We start from the raw sequence: 23,576 nt of genomic DNA, 5'->3' as shown, positions 1-23,576 counted from the left end.
AAAAAGGGTGGGCGGGCGACGGGGTGCCGCGTTGACGGCTCCTGTTTCCTTATCAGATAGAGGCAGTTGGGCAAGGGGGGCCGCATCAGGGATGCGGCGGCACGAGGACCCTGGCCTGCGTGGGGGCCACGTCTCGACCCATGGCGGCGGCGGCCAGGTCGTCCATCACCATGCGGGCCACGGCCTGGCGGTAATGGATCGGGTCCCAGAAATTGGCGCGGCTGTCGGCGAGGGGGCCGGGGATTTCGAAGTCGATCGCCATAACGTGTGGCGTGGTGCGGGCGAGGGCGGCGATGGCGGTGCGGCAGGCGGCGCGCGTGGCGGCGACCTGGGTGCCCGGGGCACCCTGCTGTTCGCGCGCCGAGGGGGGGAACCACAGGATCTTGGCGGTTTCCGCCGGAATGGCGTCGAGCAGGCGGGCCAGGAAGGGGATTGAAGCCGGGGGTGCCGCCGGCCCCTTTGCCGGGGCCGTATCGAACGCCCAGGTGCGGAACAATTCGTCCACCCGGTGTGGGTCGTAGAGACTGTCGGGCGGTACGAAGCTGGTATAGCCGTCGGAGCCGAAACGCTGTTTCTTGTGCCCGGTCAGCCACATGAACTGGTTGGCGGCTTCCTGCACCGCATACATGTTCATCATTTCCAGATAGCCGCGCCAGGGCGAGCCTTCGTACATCCAGTCGGGCATCGGGCGGTTGGGGCCGGACAGGCCGTGGCGGTCGGCGAAGCACCATTCGGCGTCGATATCGATCAGCACCACGCGTGGGGCGGGATGGTGGCGGAGGAACAGGCGCAGGATGCGGTCCTGTTCCCACGGCGTCGCGCTGTTCATGGCCATGTTGACGAAATGGGCGCCGAACGGGGCGTCGAGGATGGCCGGCTGCAGCAGGCGGCCGGTCGAGGTGCCGACCATCGCGGAATCGAAGCGGGGGCTGACGGCCAGGGCCGGCATGCTGTAGCGCGCGTTGCTGGAAATCGGAATCCGGTGCCAGGGCGGCGAAAGGGGCAGCATGCCCCATGGATCGACGAGGGTGACGAACAGGTAGACGAATGCCCCGACCCCGGCTGCCGTGAGGGCGAGTGCGCGGGCGAAGCGGCGCCAGGCCGCGCCCTGGCCGGGGTCAGAACTGGAAATAGATGAAGGCATCGGGAATCCGTCCGCCGATCAGCAGCAGCAGGAAGATGAAGGCGATCGCGGCGGGCACCGCGATCAGCGGGCTGGGGCGCAGCCACCGCAGCATGGCGTCCTGCGACGAGGGGCCGACCAGCGCGACGGCCAGGGCGATCCAGAACACCGCCGCATCGACGATTTTGGTATGGCCCGGCCCGCCCAGGCCGGCCATGCCGGCCAGCACGCGGCCGGCGGTCGGGAAATCGGGCGCCCGGAACAGGACCCAGCCGATGATGACGAACAGCATCGTCATCGCCCACCCCGCCAATGCCGGCAGGCGCAGGCCCGCGCGGGTCCAGGCATGATTGACCGCCAGCCCCGCGCCATGCAGCGCGCCCCAGGCGACGAAGGTCCAGCCCGCGCCGTGCCACAATCCGCCCAGCATCATGGTCGCCACCAGATTGACCATCTGGCGCGCCGGGCCGCGCCGGTTGCCGCCGAGTGGGATGTAGACGTAATCGCGCAGGAAGCGCGACAGCGTCATGTGCCAGCGCTGCCAGAAGGCGCGGATGCTGGTGGCGCGGTAGGGTACGTCGAAATTGAAGGGCAGGCGCAGGCCGAACATCAGCGCCATGCCGATCGCCATGTCGGAATAGCCCGAGAAATCGAAGAAGATTTCCAGCGTGTAGGTGAGGGCGGCGACCCAGGCTTCGGCGAGAGTCGGCGTGGCGCCGCCAGCCGCGTGGGCGAAGAGCGGATTGCAGGTCAGGGCCAGCGTGTCGGCCAGACCGGCCTTTTTCGCCAGCCCCAGCAGCAGCAGCATCGCACCGCGCGACAGGTTCTCCCACATTGCTGGGCCGCGCGGATCGGTGCCGAACTGGGGCACGATTTCCGAATGGCGGACGATGGGGCCGGCGATCAACTGGGGAAAGAAAGTCACGAATTCCAGGAAATCGAGCGCGCCGCGCACGGGACGGGCGCCGCGCAGCAGGTCGGCGTGGTAGGCGATTTTCTGGAAGGTGAAGAACGAGATGCCCAGCGGCAGGAGGATGGTCCAGGCCGGCGGGGGCCGGCCTGCCGCCCAGGCCAGGCTGTCCGCGAAGAAATGCGCGTATTTGAAGACGAAGAGGATCGTGAGGTTCAGCACGATCCCCGCGATCGGCCAGAGCCGGCGCCCGGTGGCCGCCCAGGCGCGGCCCAGCGCCCAGTTGGCCAGCGTCAGTACTGCCAGGGCGGGGACGAAGTGCCAGTTCCACAGCCCGTAGAACAGCAGCGAGGCCGCGACCAGCACCGTCTGCCGCGCCGCGCGGTTGCCGGCGCACAGATAGAACAGCGCGAGCGTCGGCGGCAGGAAGCCGAGCAGGAAGGCCTGGGTGCTGAACAGCATGATGGCCGGGGACGCGGCCTTACTGGTGCCGGAAGGTCACGACCAGCACGTCGCGCCAGGCGGGGCGGGCGGGGTCGAGCGGCCGGACGGCGGTGACGCCGTGATAGACGCGGTTATCGTCCACCAGGGCGGCGTCCAGCGGTTTGGTGAGGGTGAAATGCCCGACCGGGCGGCGATGGAGATCGTGGATCGTCGTCTCGCCGCTGGCCACGTTCTCGCGCTGGACCATCAGGACCAGTACCCAGTCCACGCCGTCGCGATGCAGCCCTTCGGGTGTCGGCTCGCCGGGTTCCTCGGCGCGGGCCTCGATGCGGAACTGGTGGATTTCGACATGCCAGGCGTCGGGGCGCCGGTCGGGCGGGGTGAGGTCCGTGACCAGGCGCCGCATCAGGCGCAGCACGGCGGTCAGCGCCGGGTGGGTGCCGATGGCGGCCTCCACGGGGCGGAACCAGCGTTCGATGCCGCCATTCAGCTCGTTGTAATCGCGGCTCTGGTAATGCGGCTGGTGCTTCTTGCGTTCGATGCCGTCTGCCGAAACCGTATAGGTGGCGTGCCGACGCCGGCGATAGCGGCCGCCATCGGCCATGTAGCGGTCCAGCCCCAGCCGGTTCCAGCTTGCGGCGAATCCGTCCCAGTCGGCCAGGCCGTAGGGTGCGAGCAGGGCGTGGGTGGTGGGCGCATGCAGGAAGGCGAAGCCGCCCTGCGCCAGGGGGAATTCGACGCCGGCGAGATCGGCCGGCAGGAGCGTGTCAGTCATGCGACGGGTCCGGTTGGAGGGGCGCCGGCGCGGTGTTGGTATTGGCAGGCGCTGCCGGCTCGGCCTGTCCGATCATAAGGGGCGTGGCGCCGAAATTGGTCATCATCGAAATGGAGGTGGGAATGGGGAACTTCACCCCTTCGGCGACCATGCGCAGGCCCAGCCGGCGATAATATTCACGCGACACTCTCCACTTGCTGCCCGGCGTGGTGCGGAACGACCCGACGAATTTCGCGCCGTTGCCGTCGGCATTGTCGACGCCGAGGAAGGTGAAGTCGCTCAGGATCAGCGGCGCGAACAGGTCATCGGTGCGCATGCCGGCGACGACGTCGGCCAGGATGGACGCCACGCGGTCCGGGTTTTCGCTGAGGTCGAGCATGAAGCTGACGATGACGACATTATAGTCGCGCGACGTGTTGGCGATGGAGGTGACGGACGAGAACGGGATGATATGCACATCACCCGACGTGGTGCGCAGGCGCAGCGTGCGGATGGACAGATGTTCGACCGTGCCGGACACGCCCCCCGCCGTGACCCAGTCGCCGACCTGCATGGCGTTTTCCACCAGCATGAAGAAGCCGGTGATGAAATCCTTCACCAGGCTTTGCGAGCCGAAGGCGATCGCGGCCCCCATGATGCCGGCGCCGGTGAGCAGCGGGGCGACGTTCAGCCCGATCTGCGACAGGGTGGTGACGGCGACGATGATGACGATGACCGTCAGCAGCACGGTGCGGATGATCGGCAGGACCGTGCGCAGCCGGATGGCGCGCGAGACCTGCTCGCTGGTCTCGTAGCGGTTGACCTGGTTCTGCAGGGCGGCGTTCGCGACCTCCCAGACCACGATGGCGACCGTGAAGGCGATCAGGATCGACAGGATGGCGGCGATGATCCGGGTGCCGAGTTCGCCGTGCAGGAAGAAGGAGAGGGCGGGAATACCCCATGCCTGCAACAGGATGACGGCCGTGGCGAAGACCAGCAGCGCCGAGAGGGAGCGCCGTGCATAGGGGTAGTAATAGTCGGCCCGGGCGCGCAGGCCCGGATAGCGGGCTTCGACATCGTCGTTGATATGGAACAGCCGGTTCTGGGCGCCGAAGAGCAGCAGGGACAGCACGCGCGAGACGACGATGACGATGATGGTCAGGACCGTGGTGCGCCAGATCCAGGCATAGCCGCCCCTGGTATGGGTGGCCCAGACCAGCCACAGCGCCAGGTCGAACACCATGGCCGGCAGCCACCAGAGCTGCGCCAGCCGGCCGAGGAAGAGCCAGAACGCGCTCTTCTGGAAACGGGCGGGCGGTTGCAGGGACGCGGCCATCTGATGGCGGATGCGCCAGATGAACACGGCGATCATGAGATGTTCGGCCAGCACCAGGGCGCGGATCAGGGCCTCGGTCCCGCGCGGGGCGAGGTGGAACAATCCGCCCAGCGTGGAGAGGCACACGACGATCGAGGGCATGGCGACCAGCACGTTCCACCAGCGCGTGATGATCCGCGCCGTGCGGTCCGAGGCGCGGCATAGGCGGATGGTGGGCGATTTCGGTACCAGGACCGTTTCGACCAGCAGGTACATGCCGCGCGCCGCCGCATAGGCGTTGGCCAGCGTCAGCGTGACCAGTTCCGCCTGGTCGTTATCGCCGAAGAAGGCCGCCCCGGCATAGCCGACGCCCAGGAACAGCGCCACGGGCAGCAATTTGGTGAGCAGATGCAGCAGCGAGAAGGGAAACCGGCGGATGATGCGCAGGGTTTCGACCTGCTTGCGGTCGTCCTGGCGCCTGGTGTCCTCCACCGTGCGTTCGGCCTGGCTTGCGCCGGGCGGGACGGAGGCACTGTCTTCGGCCTGGACCTGGGCCGCGCGCTGGTTCAGGCGGCGCTCGGCCTCGACCGCGCGGGCGGTGATGCTGCTCAGGGGGCGGCGCAGCGCGATCGACAGGCCGCGCTCGGCGGCCAGTGCGAGGAGGATCACCAGTCCCGCCTGGCCGAATGCATCGAACAGGGCATGTCGCGATGCGGGGTCGGACAGTTCGGTGCGGAACCAGTGGCCGACGAAGGCGAGGTCGGCGAACAGGGCGGCGAAGCTGCGCGCCTGGCGGACGATGCCGTTGCGCATGGTCGACAGTTCGTCCAGCACGTCGCTGCCCACGCTGTCGGGTTCCAGCGCCACATCCGACTTGTCGGACGCAGCGGGAGGCGTGGCTGCGGCCGCCGGTGTGGCGGGCGCAGCCTGGGGCAGGCCGTTCGCGATTGCGGTCAGGGTGCGGGTGAACTCGGCGCGTTTCTGCGGGTCGTTCAGCACGCCCAGGACCTGCTGCGCCTGCTGGGCGGTCATCGCCGACGGTGAGGAGGGCGCTGCATCGGCGGCGCGGCCGGGCATTGCAGGCAGGAGGAGCGAGCCGAGGAGCAGCGCCAGGATCGGCATCACCCGGCATGGGCGCCATCCGGCGCGGGGGAAGGAAGAACCGCGAACGGGGAAAACCGACATGCCTGGGTATGACCTCCTGGAAGATGGGCCGGGGTGGACCTGATCGTCGATCGGAGCCTGACTGGACATGCGTGCCGGTGGCGACCGGGCGCGCATGTCCAGTCAGGCTCAGGGAGGCAGGATAGCGATCCGTGCCTGGCGCGTCACCGTATCGCGGTCCAGATGGTACAACATGTCCAGCAGCCGCACCTGCAGGCTGCCCGGTCCGGTGGCCCCGCGCGCCGCGCATTCCCCTGCCAGGCCGAGCAGGACCATGGCGTGCGCGCAGGCGGCCATGGCGTCGGGTTCCACGGCCAGGCAGGCACCGGCCAGTGCGGTGGCGGTGCAGCCCAGCGCGGTGACGCGCGTCATCATCTGGTGTCCGTTCGCCACGGTGGCGACCTGCGTGCCGTCGGTGATGTAGTCGGTGGCGCCGCTGACGGTGACGCAGGCGCCGGTTGCCCGTGCCAGCCGGCGCGCTGCCGCCAGGGCCCGTTCGGCGGTTTCCAGCGAATCCACGCCGCGTCCGGCGGCCGGTGGTTCGGTGTGGCCGTCGCGCAGGTGGGCGAGCGCCATGATTTCCGAGGCATTGCCGCGAATCGCCCGCGGGGCATGGGCCAGGCTGTCCAGCGCGACGCGGGCGCGGAAGGGGAGTGCCCCCAGCGCCACCGGATCGAGAATCCATGGTGTGCCGGCACGTTGCGCAGCGCGGGTTGCCCGCGCGATGGCGGCGGCCTGGGGAGCGGTGATGGTGCCGATATTGACCACCAGCGCGGCCGCCAGGGCGGCGAAGGCTTCGACTTCCTCTTCGGCATCGACCATGGCGGGCGAGGCGCCGAGTGCGAGCAGGGCGTTGGCCGTGCTGTTGGCCGCCACGATATTGGTGATGTTATGGACCAGCGGCGTGGCGGCCCGGACGCGTTCCAGCGTCGTGGCTACGGCGTCGGGGGTGAAGAGTGCGTTCGACATGGGCGGGGGCTCCCGCCCGCTCACGCCGGAGGGGTGAAGCTGACGAGGGCTTCTTCCTGCCGGCGGATGACGCAGGTGCCGGCCAGAAGATCGTGCAGGGTCTGCTTGCGCCGGGTCCATACCACCATCAGGAAGCCCAGGCCGAGCGTCAGGACGGACAGGAAATGGCCGAAATAGCGCAGGGCGGCGCGGCCGATGCCGATTCGCTGGCCGTGGAGATCGGCCACGCGCATGTGGCAGGCCCGCTTGCCCGGCGTGCCCTGCAGGCGCGAGGATTCGAACAGGATATAATAGAGTGCCGGCAGGAGAAGCTGCAGGATCTCGTACAGCCCGTTTCCATGCCATGTGGGATGGAAACCGCTATAGGAATAGGAATAATCGACCGGCACGTCGCGGATCACGTCGCTGACGCGGATGATGTCCGAGATCTGGTACTTGTCCGACGCCGAGCCGCCGTTCGTCAGCGTGACGGTGAGGCTGGGGGAGAGCAGGAGCCGCATGATCGCGCCCAGCACGCTGAGGATGAACGCGTCGATGACCCAGGCCAGCGCCCGGAACCAGAAGCCCGCATAGACCCAGACATGGCGGGGATGGAGGCTGCCGAACGGATCGGAAAGCGGGGGCACGTCGGGCATGGAGCGGTCTCCGCGCGGGTCGGTCAGCCGGGATCTGTCAGCTGCGATAGGACCCGTTGATGTCGATATAGCCGTGGGTCAGGTCGCAGCTCCAGGCCGTGCCGGTGCCGTTGCCCAGGCCAAGGTCGATCGTGATCTCGATCTCCGGGCCCTTCATGTGGGCGACGACCGGCGTTTCGTCATAGCCCGGGACGACTGTGCCCTCGCGCGCGATCCAGACGCCGCCGATGGCGACCGACAGCGTGTCGCGGTTCGCGGGTTCGCCGCTCTTGCCCACGGCCATGACGACGCGGCCCCAATTGGCGTCCTCGCCCGCGATCGCGGTCTTGACCAGGGGGGAATTGGCCACGGCCATGGCCACCTTGCGGGCGGATTCGTCGCTGACGGCGCCCTTGACCTGGATCTCGATCAGCTTGGTCGCGCCTTCGCCATCGCGCACCACCAGCAGGGCCAGTTCCAGCAGCAATGCGTTCAGCGCCTGGGCGAACGGCGCCAGCGCCGGGTCGGTCGGGGTGGTGACGGGCGGGTTGCCGGCCTGGCCGGTGGCGAACAGCAGCACCATGTCGGAGGTCGAGGTGTCGGAATCGACCGTCGTGCGGTTGAAGCTGCGGTCGGTGCCGGCGGCCAGCAGCGGTTGCAGGACCGAAGGGGGCAGGGCGGCGTCGGTGGCCACGAAGCACAGCATGGTCGCCATGTCCGGCGCCACCATGCCGCTGCCCTTGGCGATGCCCTGGATGCGGACCGGCACGCCGCCGATCTCCGTCTCGCGCACCGCGGCCTTGGGGAAGGTGTCGGTGGTCATGATGCCGCGCGCGGCGTCTTCCCAGCCGGTTTCCGAAAGGGTGGCGTAGAGGCCCGGCAGGGCTGTGGAAATCTTCTCGAAGGGCAGGACTTCGCCGATCACGCCGGTGGAGGCCAGGAAGACTTCGCTGGCCGCGCAACCGACCAGGCGGGCGGCGTCGGCGGCATTGGCCTGCGTGGCTTCATATCCCGCGCGGCCGGTGAAGACATTGGCGTTGCCGGCATTGACCACCAGCGCGCGGGCCGAGCCGTCGGGCAGGGCGGCGCGGCACCAGTCGACGGGTGCGCCGGGGCATTTGTTGCGGGTGAAGACGCCCGCGACCGTGGTGCCGGGGGCGAAATCCGCCATCACCAGATCGGTCCGCCCCACATAGCGGATACCGGCCGCCGCCGCGCCGAAACGCACCCCGGCCACGGGCGGAAGGTCCGGCAGCGCGCGGGCGAGGGGGGATACGGGGAGGGGAGCCATCGGTCCGGTCTTCTTTTCTGGGGGGCGGCATGGTCCGGCCCGCCGGGGGCCGGGGAATGGATATGGGTCTTTGTAGAGCGGTCGCACCCCCCGGTTTCATGTGAAACCGGGAGTGCGACCGGATGGGTCGTTACTTCTTGGCCGGAGCAGCCGGGGCCGCCGCCGGGGCGGGGGTGTCGGCGATCGGCTTGCCGCTGGGATCGAAGCGCACGACCTTGACGGCGGAGACCGCCTTCTCGACCGCGTCGCGGACGCCCTGCTGGATCAGCTTCTGGCGGATTTCGTCACGCACGGCGTCCAGCTTGGGCACGGCGGCGGTGCGGGTTTCCAGTACCTCGATCACGTGCCAGCCGTACTGCGTGTGCACCGGAGTCGGGCTGATCGTGTGGGGCTTCAGCGTGAAGGCGGCATCGGAGAAGGCCGGCAGCATGTCGCCCTTCTTGAACCAGCCCAGGTCGCCGCCATTCTGCTTGGCCGACGCCTTGTCGGTCGACAGCTTGGTGGCCAGGGCCGCGAAATCGGCACCGCTCTTGAGCTGCTTGATGACGTCCTTCGCCTCGGCTTCCGTCGCCACCAGGATATGGCGGGCGTGGACTTCCTGCTCCGGCTTCTTGTTGGCGTAGTTCTGGTCGTAATAGGCCTGGATCGCGGCGTCGGTCAGCGTCGGCGTGACCTTCTGCGACAGATAGGCGTTCTGCAGCGCGTTGGCGGCGGCGGTCTGCATCTGCTGCTTGATCTCGGGCTGGTTCTCCAGCCCTTCCTTGTGTGCCGCGAGCTGGATCGCCTTCTGGTCGATCAGCTGGTTCAGCAGCATCGGGAAGATCATGTTCGGCGGCAGCTGGCGCAGCTGCTGCGGCATGCCGGCGGCGGCCTGGCGCACGTCGTCGAGATGGATGTCCTCGCCATTCACGCTGGCGACGACGGGGTTCGGATTGGCCGGGGGCGCCGGCTGGGCCGTGGCGGCGGGCGCGGGCGCCGCGGCCGGGGCGGCATGGGCATGAGGAATGGAAAGCGCAGGAACGAGCAGGGCTGCCGCCAGAATGGAGGCTGCCGGGCTGGAAGGCCGCATGTGTTGAGAACCCTAAGATATAAAGCGTCCGTGGCATCATGGCCGAGGCTGCCCGGTCCTGCAAGGCTGGGCGGGATGGGGGATGGCGAGGCTTTCGAGACAGCCGCCGGGGCCGGCTTCGGTTGACCGGTGGCGGTGTGGGTCCTATCTCAGATGCCGCGCGCGAGAATGCCCTTGCTCCAGTTCCAGCCCGTCCGGGGGTCCGGCCGGGTGTGGGGCCGCGCCATTCCGGAAGGTCTACATGTTCGCCAGTCTTGCCCGTGCCCTGTTTGGAACCGCCAACGATCGCTCTCTGAAGGCATTCCAGCGCCGCGTGCCCGAGATCAACGCGCACGAACCCGCGCTGCGTGCGTTGGATGATGCGGCCCTTGCGGCCAAGACGGTGGAGTTCCGGGAGCGGATCGCGAACGGCACGTCGCTGGACGCGCTGCTGCCCGAGGCGTTCGCGGTGGCGCGCGAGGCGGCGCGGCGCGTGCTGGGGATGCGCCATTTCGACGTGCAGCTGATCGGCGGCATGGTGCTGCATGCCGGGCGCATCGCGGAGATGCGGACCGGCGAGGGCAAGACGCTGGTGGCGACGCTGGCGGTCTATCTGAGCGCGCTGGCCGGCAAAGGCGTGCATGTGGTGACGGTCAACGACTACCTTGCCCGCCGCGATGCCGAGGAAATGGGCCAGATCTATGCCTTCCTGGGGCTGACCACGGGCGTGATCGTGCCCAACATGGCCGACGAGGAGCGGCGCGCGGCCTATCGGGCCGACATCACCTACGGCACCAACAACGAATTCGGCTTCGATTATCTGCGCGATAACATGAAGTACCGGATCGAGGACATGGTGCAGCGCCCGTTCCATCATGCCATCGTCGACGAGGTGGATTCGATCCTGATCGACGAGGCGCGGACGCCGCTGATCATCTCGGGGCCGGCCGACGACAGTTCGGACCTCTACCGCTCGGTCGACGAGGTGGTGCGCGAGCTGGTCAAGCTGCCCGAGACTTACGAGAAGGACGAGAAGTTCCGCACCGTGATCCTGACCGATTCGGGGTCGGAACAGGTCGAGACCATGCTGCGCGAGGCGGGCGTGCTGTCCGAGGGCGGGCTGTACGACATCCACAACATCGCGGTGATCCACCATGTGCAGCAGTCGCTGCGCGCCCATACGCTGTTCGCGCGCGATGTGGATTACATCGTCCGTGGCGGCAAGGTGATCATCATCGACGAATTCACCGGCCGCATGATGGATGGCCGCCGCTATTCCGACGGGCTGCACCAGGCGCTGGAAGCCAAGGAGCATGTCGAGATCCAGCAGGAAAACCAGACGCTGGCCTCGATCACCTTCCAGAACTACTTCCGCCTCTATCCCAAACTGTCGGGCATGACCGGCACCGCGATGACCGAGGCCGACGAGTTCGCCGAGATCTACAAGCTGGACGTGGTCGAGATTCCGACCAACCTGCCGGTGTCGCGCAAGGACGAGGACGACGAGGTCTATCTGACCGCGCGCGAGAAATACGAGGCCGTCAGCAATCTGATCGAGGAGATTGCCAAGACGCCGCAGCCGGTGCTGGTGGGTACGACATCGATCGAGAAGAGCGAGTATCTGTCGGAGCTTCTGAAGAAGCGGGGCATCCGCCACAATGTGCTGAACGCGCGTTTCCACGAGATGGAGGCGACGATCGTGGCCCAGGCCGGCGCGCCGGGGGCGATTACGATCGCCACCAACATGGCCGGGCGCGGCACCGACATCAAGCTGGGCGGCAATGTGGAGATGCGCATCCGCCAGGAGCTGGCGGAAGTGACCGACCCCGAGGAAAAGGCGCGGCGCGAGGCCGAGATCCGCGCCCAGGTGGCGGAATATCACGACATCGTCCGCAAGGCGGGCGGACTGTATGTGATCGGCACCGAGCGGCATGAAAGCCGCCGGATCGACAACCAGTTGCGCGGCCGTGCCGGGCGGCAGGGCGATCCGGGCAATTCGCGGTTCTTCATCTCGCTCGAAGACGATCTGATGCGCATCTTCGGGACCGAGCGCATGGGCGGGATGCTCCAGCGCCTGGGCCTGAAGGATGGCGAGGCGATCGTTCATCCGTGGATCAACAAGGCCCTGGAGCGCGCGCAGAAGAAGGTCGAGGCCCGCAACTTCGACATGCGCAAGAACACGCTGAAATATGACGACGTCATGAACGACCAGCGCAAGGAGGTCTACGCCCAGCGCAAGGAATACATGGCGGCCGAGGACCTGTCGGCGACGGTGCAGGAAATGCGCGCCGACGTGACCCATGACATGGTGCGCCGGCGCATCCCCGAGAAGGCCTTCGCCGAACAGTGGCAGAGCGCCGAGCTGGCCGAGGACGCGCGCGAGATCCTGGGGCTGGACCTGCCGATCGTCGACTGGGCGCGTGAGGACGGGGTGGATGGCGATGTGGTGACCGAGCGGCTGGACCAGGCGGCGACGCAGGCCCAGGCCGCCAAGGCCGCCAATTTCGGCCCCTCGGTGATGCGCTATATCGAGAAGCAGGTGCTGCTGACCACGTTCGACTCGGCGTGGAAGGAACATCTGCTGGCGCTGGACCAGATGCGCCAGGGGATCGGGCTGCGTGCCTATGGCCAGAAGGACCCGCTGAACGAGTTCAAGCACGAGGCGTTCCAGCTCTTCAGCGCCATGCTCGATGATATGCGCCTGCGCGTGACCTCGACCATGGCGCGGGTGGAAGTGGCGCCGCCGGTGCTGGACAATCCGTTCTCGCACGCCGCCGAGATCCATGCCGATCCGCATGTGCCGGGCCTGACCTCGGAGCCGGGTCCGGGCGCGCTGTTCGCCGAGACCGCGGGTGACGTGACGATCGCGACCCCGATCGGGGCCAGTGCGATCCTGCCTGACGATCCGTCGAGCTGGGGCGAGACGCCGCGCAATGCGGCCTGCCCTTGCGGGTCGGGGAAGAAGTACAAACACTGCCACGGCCGCCTAGCCTGAGAGGCTGGCCGTAAATGCGCGCTGGTGGCGATCCGGCGCGCGTTTCCTGTGCTCCGATGCTCACGGCCATATAGGCCGCTCCGCTTCGGTGCTCGGAAACGCACGACGGGCGCGGCCCGGTGGGCCGCTCTCGCTCACCAGCTCACATTTCCGGCCAGCCTCCGGGAGGCCGGATGGGGCGGTGATGGATGACGATTTGATGAAGAGTTAGAGAAGACGGACGATGGCGGGTCATTCGCAGTTCAAGAACATCATGCATCGCAAGGGCGCGCAGGATGCGCGTCGGGCCCGGCAGTTTGCCAAGGTGATCCGCGAGATTACCGTGGCGGCGCGGTCGGGCCTGCCTGACCCGGCGAGCAATCCGCGCCTGCGGGCCGCGATTTCGGCGGCGCGCGAGGTCAACATGCCGAAAGACACGGTCGAGCGTGCGATCAAGAAGGCGACGGGTGCCGGTGGCGGCGACGATTATGTGGAAGTGCGCTACGAAGGTTACGGCCCGGCGGGCGTGGCCGTGATCGTCGAGGCCCTGACCGACAACCGCAACCGCACGGCATCCGACGTGCGGGCCGCGTTCTCGAAATATGGCGGGTCGCTGGGCGAGACCAATTCGGTGTCGTTCATGTTCACCCGGCTGGGCGTGATCACCTATCCGGCCAGCGTCGCCAGCGAGGACGAGATGCTGGAGGCGGCGATCGAGGCCGGCGCCGAGAATGTGGAAAGCACCGCGGAGGGGCATGAGGTGACCTGCCCGGTGGAGTCTTTCTTTGCGGTGCGCGATGCGCTGGAGACGCGATTTGGCGAGCCGGCGAGCGCGAAATTCGACTGGCGGCCCGGGACGGTGGTGACGCTGGACGAGGAAAAGGCGCGCACCGTGCTGAAGCTGATCGACGTGCTGGACGAAAGCGACGACGTGCAGGCCGTCTATGCCAATTTCGACCTGCCCGACGACGTGGCCGAGACATTGTCGGCCTGACCGGATGTCGATGGTCCGGCTGCTGGGCATCGATCCGGGCCTGCGCTTTACGGGGTGGGGGATCATCGACGTGGCCGGCAACCGGCTGTGCCATGTCGCCGACGGCGTGATTGCGACCGATGGCGACGTGGCGGTGCCCGAACGGCTGCGGTGCCTGCATGACGGGCTGATGGATCTGGTGCATCGGTTCGCGCCGGCCGAGGCGGCGGTGGAGGAAACCTATGTCAACCGCAACGGGTCCTCGACGCTGAAGCTGGGCTATGCGCGCGGGGTTGCGTTGCTGGTGCCGGCGCTGGCCGGGATCGCGGTTTCCGAATACGGTGCCATGGCGGTGAAGCGGGCGGTGGTCGGCACCGGCGCCGCCAGCAAGGAGCAGGTGGAGATGATGGTGCGCCGCCTTCTGCCCGCGGCGACGATCAGGCGGGCCGATGCCTCCGACGCGCTGGCGGTGGCGATCTGCCATGCGCATCATCGCGCCAGTGCCCTGCGCGTGGCGGGCGGGACGCGCATGGCATGATCGCGCAACTGACCGGACTGGTCGGGCAGGTCGAAGCCGATCGCTGCGTGGTCGACGTCCATGGCGTGGGGTATCTGGTCCATGCCTCGACCCGTACCCTTTCCGCCCTGCCCAGCCCGCCGGAAACGGCGCGGGTGCTGGTGGAGACCGTGGTGCGCGAGGATGCGTTCCTGCTCTATGGTTTTGCCGATGCGGCGGAGCGCGACTGGTTCCGGCTGCTGACGACGGTGCAGGGGGTGGGGGCCAAGCTGGCGCTGGCGATTCTCTCCGCGCTCTCGCCGGGTGAGGTGGCGGCCACCATCGCGGCGGGGGACAAGGCCGGGCTGACGCGGGTTTCGGGCGTGGGGGCGCGGCTGGCCGAGCGGATTCTGACGGAACTGCGCGACAAGGCGGGCAAGCTGCCCGTCGGCCCCGGTGTGGTGCTGTCGGGCCGGCCGGTCTCGGCCGGAGTCGAGGGCGATGTGCTGCTGGCGCTGGCGGGGCTGGGCTTTCGCCGGGCCGAGGCGCAGCCGGTGGTGGTGCGGATTCTGGCGCGGCTGAAGGAGGCCGGCGCCGGGCAGGAGGCTGACCTGGACGTGGTGATCCGTGAAAGCCTGCGGGAACTGGCGCGATGAGCGAATTGCCCCCCCGCGCGGTCGATCCCTCGCGGATGGACGAGGATTCGGCCGAGGCCGGGCTGCGCCCGCAGACGCTTGAGGATTTCACCGGGCAGAAGGCCAGCCGCGAGAATCTGGCGATCTTCATCGCCGCCGCGCGTGCGCGGGGCGAGGCGATGGACCATGTGCTGCTGCATGGGCCGCCGGGCCTGGGCAAGACCACGCTGGCGCAGATCGTGGCGCGCGAGCTGGGGGTGGGCTTCCGGGCGACGTCGGGGCCGGTGATCCAGCGTGCGGGGGACCTGGCGGCGATCCTGACCAATCTGCAGCCGCGCGACGTGCTGTTCATCGACGAGATCCATCGCCTGCAACCGGCGATCGAGGAAGTGCTCTATCCGGCGATGGAGGATTTCCAGCTCGACCTGATCATCGGCGAGGGGCCGGCCGCGCGGTCGGTGCGCATCGACCTGTCGCCCTTCACGCTGGTCGCGGCGACCACGCGAGCCGGGCTGCTGGCCACGCCGCTGCGCGACCGGTTCGGCATTCCGCTGCGGCTGGTGTTCTACACGCCCGAGGAGTTGCGGCAGATCGTCTCGCGCGGGGCGCGGAAGCTGCAATTCGACCTGACGCCGGAAGGAGCGGAGGAGATCGCCCGCCGGTCACGCGGGACGCCGCGCATTGCCGGCCGGCTGCTGCGGCGGGTGCGCGACTTTGCCTCGGTCTCGCGTGCCGGCGCGGTGGACCGGGCGATGGCCGATGCCGCGCTGTCGCGGCTGGAGGTCGATTCGCTGGGGCTGGACGGGATGGACCGGCGCTATCTGCGGCGGATCGCCGAGCACCATCATGGCGGACCGGTGGGGGTGGAGACGCTGGCGGCGGCGCTGGCCGAGGCCCGCGATACGCTGGAAGATGTGGTGGAACCCTATCTGATCCAGGAAGGGCTGGTGCTGCGGACCAGCCGCGGACGGATGCTGGGCGAGCGGGGATGGCGCCATCTGGGGCTGCAGCCGCCGGCCCGCCAGGCCGACCAGGGCGATCTTTTGCTGGGAGATGACGGATGAAGCACAGCATCCCGTTCCGCGTCTATTACGAGGATACCGACGCGGGGGGTGTTGTCTATCATGCCCGCTATCTGGCCTTTGCCGAACGGGCGCGGACCGAGGCGATTCGCGGGCTGGGCCGATCGGCATTTTCGCTGTTGGAAGAATACGGGCTGGCCTTCGTCATCCATCGCGCCGCGATCGACTACAAGCGGCCGCTGCGGCTTGACGATATCGTGACCGTGACCACCCGCCTGATCGAACAGGGCCCGGCCAGCTGCCGGCTGGAGCAGGAATTCCTGCTGGGGGAGATATGCTGCGCGCGTCTGGACGTCCGGCTGGCCTGCGTGCGTGCAGCCGACGGTCGGGCTGCCCGATTTCCGCCTTTATGGCGTGATCTCCTGACCGGGTTGCTGGACTAGGGCGAGGCGTTTTTCCGCGTTTCTGTCCGGGAGAAATTTTTTCCGTGCGGCGGGTGCGTCCCGCCGTGGGGGTGCTTCTGCTTTCTCCTGGAAGCCTATAAGGAACAGTTTGGAAAGCAGTGTGGGACTGCCCCGACTCGGCGTCGGGAGCGGGTGCCGAAGCTGTGTGCGGAAGGTGCAGGAGGCGTTTTTGGACCAAGCGGTTAACGCGGCGAATCTGGGCGCGGCTGCGTCCGACCTGTCGCTGTGGAGTTTGTTTCTGCACGCGGCGATCGTCGTCAAATTGGTGATGATCGGCCTGGCGGTCAGCAGCGTCGTCGTGTGGGGCATCATTTTCGACAAGATCGTGACCCTGCGGCGGGTGAATCGCGAGGCGTCGGCGTTCGAGGACAAATTCTGGTCGGGCGGCAGCCTGGACGATCTGTACGAATCCGACGGCGCCAAGCCGCTGCATCCGATGGCGGCCGTGTTCGGCGCCGCGATGGGTGAATGGCGCCGCTCGGCACGTATCGCCGGCATCGACCTGGCGCGCGGCGGGGTGAAGGAGCGGGTCGACCGCGCCATGACCATCACCATCACGCGCGAGATGGAGCGGCTGGGCCGCTGGATGATCTTCCTGGCCACGATCGGGCCGGTGGCGCCGTTCATCGGCCTGTTCGGCACGGTGTGGGGCATCATGCATGCGTTCGGGTCGATCGCGGCGATGCACAACACCAACCTGGCCGTGGTGGCCCCCGGTATTTCCGAGGCGCTGTTCGCCACCGCCATCGGCCTTGTGACCGCCATTCCGGCGGTGATCGCCTATAACGTCATCAGCAACAATCTGGGACTGTTCGAGGACCGGATGGCGGCGTTCGGCACCGAATTCGCCGCGATCCTGTCCCGCCAGTCCGAAGAAAGGGGCTGAACCATGGGCGTTTCCCTCGGTGGAGGGGGCGGCCGCCGCGGGCGTCGCCGCCCCATGTCGGACATCAACGTCACCCCGCTGGTCGACGTCATGCTGGTGCTGCTGATCATCTTCATGGTGACGGCGCCGATGATGACCAGCGGCGTGAATGTGGACCTGCCGAAGACCGATGCGGCGCCGGTCAATGCCGACACCAAGCCGATCACGGTGTCCATCCGCAGTGATGGCGCGCTGTATCTGGGCGACAATCCGGTGTCGTCGGACCAACTGGTGGACCAGTTGCGTGCGGCGGCGCAGAACGACCCGTCGCACCGTATCTTCGTGCGTGGGGATTCGCATATCGATTATGGGCGCGTGATGGAGGTGATGGGCCGCATCACCGCCGGCGGCTTTACCCATGTCGCCCTTCTGGCCCAGCAGCCGCCTTCGGGCGGCGGCGCGCCCTGACGCCATCGGGTAGGAGAGCCGCAATCGTGGTTCCGCCGCGTCGTTCCGAACGTAACCTGATGCGGCGGTCGATCGTCGCATCCGGCGTCGCGCATATGGTGCTGCTGGCGGCCGTGCTGCTGGGGCTGCCGGTTTCCGTGCCGCCCGAGCCGCCGCCGCCGCCGACCATCGAGATGGAGTTCGCCCCCTCGGACAGCGGCGGTACGCCGCACAAGGCGGACAGGCCGGCGCCCAAGCCCGCGCCGGCCCCGGCCCCCGTGCCGCAGGAGGCCCCGCCGGCCCCGACGCCGCCGGTCAAGGCGCCGAACGAGGAAGCGGCCCCGCCGCCGCCTCCGCCGCCGCCCATGCCGCCGCCGCCGGAGACGCCGCCGGCGAAGCTGCCCGATACCCCGGTGCCGCCCAAGGTCGAGCAGCCGTCGCCCGATGCCGTGCCGACACCGCCTTCCCTGCCGTCGCCGCCCGTGCCGTCGCATGAAGCGGCGCCGCCGTCGCCGCAGCCCGAGCCCGCGCCCCTGCCCAAGATGCAGCAATTCTCGCACATCACGCAGCCGAACGAGGCGAAGAAGGCGGTGCCGGATACCCATTCGCTGCTGGCGACGCTGGATGCGTTCCGTGCCGACCAGAAGCAGACCCATCCGCCGAAGGCGCGGGCGAACCCGGTGCAGGGCGGGGCGCCCGACGGGGGCGGCGCGCCGGATGGCGACATCACCAATGCGCTGAACTCGGCCGAGCAGAAGGCGATCGGGAACGCCGTCCGCCGCTGCTATACCGAGGATACGGCGGCGAAGGATTACGCGCAGTTCGTGGCCCATCTGGTGGTGACGGTGGATGGCACGGGCATGGCCCGCATCGTCCAGTTCGCGCCCGAGACCCAGGCGCGGATGGCGGGCGATTCGTCCTATCGCGCGCTGGCCGAACGGGCGCGCGCGGCGGTGCTGAGCCCGACCTGCGCGCAACTGCCCATACCCAAGGCGATGCTGGGGCAAACCCAGCAGCTCAAATTCGTTTTCCGTCCGTGAGGCAGCCCAGGCGCTGCCCCGTCGGTGCGTTCGAGGAGAAGACCATGCGTCCGAGTGACCTTCCGCTGATTTCCGATGTCGAGGCCTCGCTGCTGGCGACCCATTTCGGCCGCCGCGCCCTGCTCGGGGCTGGAGCCGCCGCCACCGGTGTCCTGGCCATGCCGCTGTCCGCGCTGGCCCAGGCCGCGCCCGGCGCGCCGGGCGCGGCCGAGATCACGGTGGACCAGGCGCGCACGGCGCCGATTCCCATCGTCATTCCGGTGCTGGGCGGCGATGCGGGGCAACTGGTCAGCAGCGTGATTTCCGGCGACCTGGGCAATTGCGGCCTATTCGCCCCGATCAATGGTGCGCTGCCGGTCGGCGTGCCGGATTTCGGCACCTACAAATCGCTGGGCGCGCGGGCGCTGGTCAGCGGCACCGCCACCACGGGCGCCGGGGGACTGCGCGTCGAGTTCCGGCTGTGGGACGTGCTGACCGGGCAGCAGATCCAGGGCACGGCCTACACCGCCGGGGCCGGCGACGCGCGCAAGATCGCGCATATCATCGCCGACGTGATCTATGAACGGCTGCTGGGCGAGAAGGGATATTTCAACTCGCGGATTGCCTATATCGCGCGGTCCGGCCCGCGGGCGCACCAGATCACCCGGCTGGCGATCATGGACCAGGATGGCGCCAACAGCCATTATCTGTCCGGCGGCCAGTGGCTGACCCTGACCCCGCGCTTCAGCCCGGTCAGCGACCAGCTTGCGTTCATGTCCTACGCCAACAACCGTCCGCGCGTGTACGTGCTGAACCTGGCGACGGGGCGGCAGCAGCTGCTCGGCGATTTCGACGGGATCTCGTTCGCGCCGCGCTTCGCGCCCGATGGGCATACGGTCATCATGTCCGTCACGCGCGGCGGGGGATCGGACATCTATTCGGTCGACCTGGCCTCGCGCGGCAAGCGGCAGCTCACCAGTTCCGGCGCCATCGATACCAGCCCGTGCTACAGCCCCGACGGGTCGCAGATCGTCTTCAATTCCGATCGCGGGGGTACGCCGCAGCTTTACATCATGAGTGCCGGCGGGGGTGGGGCGAAGCGGATTTCCTACGGCAATGGCATATATGGCTCGCCGGTCTGGTCGCCGCGCGGCGACCTGATCGCCTTTACCCGCATTGCCAATGGCAGCTTCTCGCTGGGCGTGATGGCGCCCGACGGTACTGGCGAGCGCATCCTGACCCAGGGCTTTACCGTGGATACGGCGACCTTCTGCCCCAATGGCCGGGTGCTGGCCTTCTGCCGCCAGACGGCGGCGGGAGCCGGGGGAGCGGGGTTCTCGTCCTCGATCGGCACGATCGACATCACCGGCTTCCACGAGCGCTCGATCCCGGCGGCCGGCATGGCATCCGACCCGGCCTGGTCGCCGCTGAACGGCTGAAAAGACGTCGAAAAGGCGCGTTACTGTGCTTTTCAGGCCGATGTACAAAACAAGATGCCCGGCATGTGTTACGGGCATCTTGACGGTCTGTCATGTCTGGCGCTAACGGGCGAGTGGGCTCCACTGTTCGTATAGTTCTGTCGTCGGGTTGTTGACGGAACAAAACGAGTATCGGAACCAGATAAAGCTTACCGGCAACTTAATCATATGGTTCCGTGCGGGAACCGATCTCAGGATCTACAACCAATGAGACTGAAGCTTCTTGGTGCGCTTGGCATGGCCGTTTTTCTCGCGGCGTGCTCGGACGATACGAACAAGGGCGCCACGACCGGAACCGGTGCTGCCGCCCAGAGCACCGGCGTGACGCCCGGCAGTGAAGCCGATCTGGTCGCCAATGTCGGCGATCGCGTCTTCTTCGAGCTGAACAAGAACAACCTGTCCAGCGAAGCCCAGGCGACGCTGGACCGCCAGGCCGCCTGGCTGGCGAAGTATCCGCAGGTTACCGTGCAGCTTGCCGGCAACTGTGACGATCGTGGCACCGAAGAGTACAACATCGCCCTGGGCGAGCGTCGTGCCAACGCCGCGCGCGACTACCTGGTGGCCAAGGGCGTTGCCGCCTCGCGCATCACGACGATCTCCTACGGCAAGGATCGTCCGACCGCGACGGGTGACAATGAGGAAGCCTGGGCCCAGAACCGCAACAGCATCACGTCGGTTCGCTGAGCGAACCGGCCGACGCGTTCGTTCGGCTGAAGGAAGCCGGCCAGGTGTTTCGCCTGGCCGGCTTTTTTATTTTATCGTTGCCTCTTCTTCATGGCTGGATCGTGCGTGATCTCTTCACGCCTTCGGGGAGGGCGTGCATAAGAGGTGGCGTTTATGACCTCGTATCGTCGCGCCCGGCGATCGGCATTGGTCCGGCCGGCGGCGGTGCGTTCATGGAGACATCCGTATCATGCGGTCTGTTGCCTTCCGCCCTTTTTCGCCGTTTCGACATCGCGGGGGGCTGGCCCCGCGCGCAAGGGGGCTGGCGATCCTGACCCTGCTGGCCGGCCTGTCGCCGCTGGCGGTCCGGGCGCAGGATACCGAGCAGATGACGAGTCGTGAGGGGATCGCGCTGCAGAACCAGATCATGGATCTGCGCCAGCAGCTTTCGCAGATGCAGTCGGCGGCGCCCTGGAGCCAGGGACAGGGGAACGGGCAGGGCAATGGCATCCTTCCGCCGCCCGCGCCCGAGGCTGGCGGCAATGGCGGCCCGCCGGCCGGTGGCGACCTGACGGCGCAATTGCTGGACCGGGTGATGACCCTGGAGCAGCAGGTGCGCGACATGCGCGGGCAGCTCGACCAACTGACCAACCAGGTGCAGCAGCAGAATGCGACCCTGGCGAAGCAGATCGACGACATGAATTTCGCCATGCAGAATGGTGGCCACCCGGCGCCCCGACCGGCGGCCGGGCCGGATGCGACCCCTGCCGAGGCAGGCCCGGCTGCCGCCGGCGCCGGGGAGGCGCCAGCGGCCAAATCCACGCCCGAAACCGTGCTGCGGGACGGCAATGCGGCCCTGATGCATGGGGATTATGCGGCGGCGCAGGCGGCCGCCAAGCAGGTGCTGGCCGGTCCGCGCGGCCCGTTGCAGATCGATGCGCAATTCCTGCTGGCGCAGTCGCTGGCCGGACAGAAGCAGTATCGGCAGTCGGCCGTAGCCTATTACGATACCTATAACCGCTCGCCGCGCTCCGGCCGGGCGCCGGACGCGCTGCTGGGCGTGACGGCGTCGCTGCTGGCGCTGGGGGACAAGAATTCGGCATGCCAGGCCCTGGCCAAGCTGAAGAGCGAGTTCCCGTCGCCGGCGCCGCGGGTCAAGACGGCCGAGGCGGCCTATCGCACCCGCGCCGGATGCCACTGAGAGCGTGACCGGAGATGCGCGCTGGCGGCGATCCGACGCGCGTTTCCTGTGCTCCGGTGCTCACGGCCATCAAGGCCGCTCCGCTCCGGTGCTCGGAAACGCACGCCGGGCGCGGCCCTGCGGGCCGCTCTCGCTCGCCAGCCCGCATCTCCGGTCACGCTCCTGAGCCTGGCCTTGCGGGCCGCTCTCCGCTCGCCAGCCCACATCTCCGGTCACGCTCTTGAGCCCGGCCGTCGAGAGGGACTCCGAGGGTGGCTGGATTATGGATGATGGCCGGTTTGCCGCCATCATGGCGGGGTTGGGGCCCTGGGTGCCGGATGGGGCGGGCATGCCGGAGGTGGGTATTGCGGTGTCGGGCGGGGCGGACAGTCTCTGTCTGGCCTATCTGGCGGGGCGATGGCGCCGGGCGGTGCGGGCGCTGATCGTCGATCATGGATTGCGTCCGGCGGCTTCCGCCGAGGCGCGCCTGACCCGCGACCGTCTGGCGCGGCTGGGCATTCCTGCCGAGATCCTGGTGCTGGAGGGGTTGCGGCCCGGCTCCGGCATGGCCGACCGGGCGCGGCGTGCGCGCTATGCGGCCCTCTCCGCCGCCTGTCGCCGGGCGGGCATCGTCGACCTGCTGCTGGGCCATCATGCCCGCGACCAGGCGGAAACCATGCTGATCCGCCGCCGTGCCGCCAGCGGGCCGGACGGTCTGGCCTGCATGGGCGCGGTGACGTTTACCGGGGACCTGCGCCTGGTACGCCCATTGCTGGATATCGAGCCGGCGACCTTGCGCGGTACGCTGCGGCGCGCGGGGCTGGAATGGGTGGAAGATCCTTCGAACGCCGACCGGCGGGCCGAGCGCGCCCGTCTGCGGGCCACGCTGTGCGCCGATCCGCCGGCGGTGATGCGGCTGCGGGCGGAGGCGCGGGAGGCGGGGATTGCGCGCATGGTGCGGGATGCCGAACAGGCGCTGTGGCTGGCGCGCGGTGTGACCGTTGCCGAGGGCGGCTGGGTGGCGCTGGCGGAAGACCCGGCTTGCCCGCGTGCGCTGGCCTTCCTGCTGCGCGCGGTCTCGGGGCGGGATTATCTGCCGCCCGCGCGGGCGGTGGCGGCGCTCTGTGCCGATCCGCGGCCGGCCACGCTGGCCGGGAGTTGCCTGGTGGCGACCGGTGCGGCCCTGCGCCGCGCCGGGCTGCGCTGGCTGCTGCTGCGCGAGGAGGCGGCGATGCAGGCACCCATCCCGGCGGCGGAAGGATGTGTGTGGGACGGGCGCTTTGTGCTGTCAGCGCCGCGCGGGGCCGATCTGCGGGGGGTGTCGGTCGGGCCGGCGGGGCCGCCGGGGCGGTGGATGCCGTCCCTGGACTGGAAGGCGCCGTGGCCGGCCCGTGCGCTGCGTACCGTGCCGGCCCTGTTGCGCGCCGGGCAGGTGGTCGGGGTGCCGACGATGGGGATCTGTCATGATCCGGCGCTGGCCGGGGTGCGGCTGACGCTGCGGCCCGGCGCGGTGGCGGCCGAGGCGGGGCGTTTCGTGGGGGGCGATTGACCGGTGGGCAGGCGGATTTTCGTGCCCGGGGGCAATAAAGACCCTGTGTGGGGGTGTGAATGTCGCCCGAACGGCCTATGTATGGCTAAATCGAGGTAGAGAAGGCGTCTGGCTGCCGGTCAGAAGGGGGCCTTACCTGCGTGTTTCGGCACCAGGCGGAATCCGGGTGGCGTCAAGCG

At 68.4% G+C, this 23,576-nt stretch carries 21 protein-coding genes; 13 read left to right on the top strand and 8 right to left on the bottom strand.

Annotation, left to right across the window (positions count from 1 at the left end; translation table 11 throughout):
• Positions 1 to 85 precede the first annotated feature (85 nt).
• From HLH36_RS11550 to HLH36_RS11515, 8 genes are all read right to left on the bottom strand, one after another.
• The gene (locus tag HLH36_RS11550) at positions 86 to 1,144 is read right to left on the bottom strand and encodes a hypothetical protein (protein ID WP_182986521.1); all 1,059 of its coding nucleotides are present in this window, start codon (positions 1,142 to 1,144) and stop codon (positions 86 to 88) included.
• Positions 1,119 to 2,495 (bottom strand): MBOAT family O-acyltransferase, encoded by a 1,377-nt coding sequence (locus HLH36_RS11545; RefSeq protein WP_182986520.1) that lies wholly within the window; start codon positions 2,493 to 2,495, stop codon positions 1,119 to 1,121. The genes HLH36_RS11550 and HLH36_RS11545 overlap by 26 nt, the downstream gene beginning before the upstream one ends.
• Before the next feature lie 19 nt (positions 2,496 to 2,514).
• Entirely contained in the window at positions 2,515 to 3,252 is a 738-nt protein-coding gene (locus HLH36_RS11540; RefSeq protein WP_182986519.1) for a 2OG-Fe dioxygenase family protein, read from the bottom strand.
• Complete coding sequence (locus HLH36_RS11535) at positions 3,245 to 5,731, bottom strand: mechanosensitive ion channel family protein (RefSeq protein ID WP_182986518.1); 2,487 nt, start codon at positions 5,729 to 5,731, stop codon at positions 3,245 to 3,247. Before HLH36_RS11535 ends, HLH36_RS11540 begins: the two co-directional genes overlap by 8 nt.
• A gap of 108 nt (positions 5,732 to 5,839) precedes the next feature.
• Entirely contained in the window at positions 5,840 to 6,679 is an 840-nt protein-coding gene (gene thiM / locus HLH36_RS11530; RefSeq protein WP_182986517.1) for a hydroxyethylthiazole kinase, read from the bottom strand.
• Positions 6,680 to 6,699: 20 nt separating this feature from the next.
• Positions 6,700 to 7,314, bottom strand: coding sequence for an RDD family protein (locus tag HLH36_RS11525; RefSeq protein ID WP_182986516.1), 615 nt, complete (start codon positions 7,312 to 7,314; stop codon positions 6,700 to 6,702).
• 37 nt (positions 7,315 to 7,351) lie between these two features.
• A complete protein-coding gene (gene argJ, locus HLH36_RS11520; RefSeq protein ID WP_182986515.1) occupies positions 7,352 to 8,584 on the bottom strand; it encodes a bifunctional glutamate N-acetyltransferase/amino-acid acetyltransferase ArgJ in 1,233 nt (410 codons plus the stop codon).
• A 130-nt stretch (positions 8,585 to 8,714) separates the two neighbouring features.
• Positions 8,715 to 9,653 (bottom strand): peptidylprolyl isomerase, encoded by a 939-nt coding sequence (locus HLH36_RS11515; RefSeq protein ID WP_182986514.1) that lies wholly within the window; start codon positions 9,651 to 9,653, stop codon positions 8,715 to 8,717.
• A 241-nt stretch (positions 9,654 to 9,894) separates the two neighbouring features.
• On the opposite strand from HLH36_RS11515, the gene secA reads away from it, so the two are divergent.
• From secA to tilS, 13 genes are all read left to right on the top strand, one after another.
• Positions 9,895 to 12,627 (top strand): preprotein translocase subunit SecA, encoded by a 2,733-nt coding sequence (gene secA / locus HLH36_RS11510; protein WP_182986513.1) that lies wholly within the window; start codon positions 9,895 to 9,897, stop codon positions 12,625 to 12,627.
• 223 nt (positions 12,628 to 12,850) lie between these two features.
• Complete coding sequence (locus HLH36_RS11505) at positions 12,851 to 13,600, top strand: YebC/PmpR family DNA-binding transcriptional regulator (RefSeq protein WP_182986512.1); 750 nt, start codon at positions 12,851 to 12,853, stop codon at positions 13,598 to 13,600.
• A gap of 10 nt (positions 13,601 to 13,610) precedes the next feature.
• A complete protein-coding gene (gene ruvC / locus HLH36_RS11500) occupies positions 13,611 to 14,117 on the top strand; it encodes a crossover junction endodeoxyribonuclease RuvC (RefSeq protein ID WP_182986511.1) in 507 nt (168 codons plus the stop codon).
• Positions 14,114 to 14,731, top strand: a complete 618-nt coding sequence (ruvA, locus tag HLH36_RS11495) for a Holliday junction branch migration protein RuvA (protein ID WP_182986510.1) — start codon at positions 14,114 to 14,116, stop codon at positions 14,729 to 14,731. The genes ruvC and ruvA overlap by 4 nt, the downstream gene beginning before the upstream one ends.
• Complete coding sequence (gene ruvB / locus HLH36_RS11490; protein WP_182986509.1) at positions 14,728 to 15,774, top strand: Holliday junction branch migration DNA helicase RuvB; 1,047 nt, start codon at positions 14,728 to 14,730, stop codon at positions 15,772 to 15,774. The genes ruvA and ruvB overlap by 4 nt, the downstream gene beginning before the upstream one ends.
• Positions 15,771 to 16,175, top strand: a complete 405-nt coding sequence (gene ybgC / locus HLH36_RS11485; RefSeq protein WP_220791518.1) for a tol-pal system-associated acyl-CoA thioesterase — start codon at positions 15,771 to 15,773, stop codon at positions 16,173 to 16,175. The genes ruvB and ybgC overlap by 4 nt, the downstream gene beginning before the upstream one ends.
• Before the next feature lie 190 nt (positions 16,176 to 16,365).
• Positions 16,366 to 17,082: a protein TolQ gene (tolQ, locus tag HLH36_RS11480; RefSeq protein ID WP_182986508.1), complete on the top strand. Its 717-nt coding sequence runs from the start codon at positions 16,366 to 16,368 to the stop codon at positions 17,080 to 17,082.
• A gap of 3 nt (positions 17,083 to 17,085) precedes the next feature.
• On the top strand, positions 17,086 to 17,529 hold the full coding sequence (gene tolR / locus HLH36_RS11475; RefSeq protein WP_182967710.1) for a protein TolR: 444 nt from the start codon (positions 17,086 to 17,088) through the stop codon (positions 17,527 to 17,529).
• Between the two features lie 26 nt (positions 17,530 to 17,555).
• Positions 17,556 to 18,548: an energy transducer TonB gene (locus HLH36_RS11470; RefSeq protein ID WP_182986507.1), complete on the top strand. Its 993-nt coding sequence runs from the start codon at positions 17,556 to 17,558 to the stop codon at positions 18,546 to 18,548.
• Positions 18,549 to 18,592: 44 nt separating this feature from the next.
• A complete protein-coding gene (gene tolB / locus HLH36_RS11465; RefSeq protein ID WP_182986506.1) occupies positions 18,593 to 19,966 on the top strand; it encodes a Tol-Pal system beta propeller repeat protein TolB in 1,374 nt (457 codons plus the stop codon).
• Positions 19,967 to 20,212: 246 nt separating this feature from the next.
• On the top strand, positions 20,213 to 20,689 hold the full coding sequence (gene pal / locus HLH36_RS11460) for a peptidoglycan-associated lipoprotein Pal (RefSeq protein WP_182967716.1): 477 nt from the start codon (positions 20,213 to 20,215) through the stop codon (positions 20,687 to 20,689).
• Positions 20,690 to 20,918: 229 nt separating this feature from the next.
• Positions 20,919 to 21,869, top strand: a complete 951-nt coding sequence (locus HLH36_RS11455; RefSeq protein ID WP_246376751.1) for a tetratricopeptide repeat protein — start codon at positions 20,919 to 20,921, stop codon at positions 21,867 to 21,869.
• Between the two features lie 262 nt (positions 21,870 to 22,131).
• Positions 22,132 to 23,397 (top strand): tRNA lysidine(34) synthetase TilS, encoded by a 1,266-nt coding sequence (tilS, locus tag HLH36_RS11450; protein WP_182986505.1) that lies wholly within the window; start codon positions 22,132 to 22,134, stop codon positions 23,395 to 23,397.
• The last annotated feature ends 179 nt before the right edge of the window (positions 23,398 to 23,576 follow it).

The sequence above is a fragment of the Gluconacetobacter aggeris genome (assembly GCF_014174395.1).
GTDB lineage: Bacteria > Pseudomonadota > Alphaproteobacteria > Acetobacterales > Acetobacteraceae > Gluconacetobacter > Gluconacetobacter aggeris.
The sequence above is the reverse complement of the archived record's forward strand: the minus strand, read 5'-3'. Positions and strand labels throughout refer to the sequence as shown.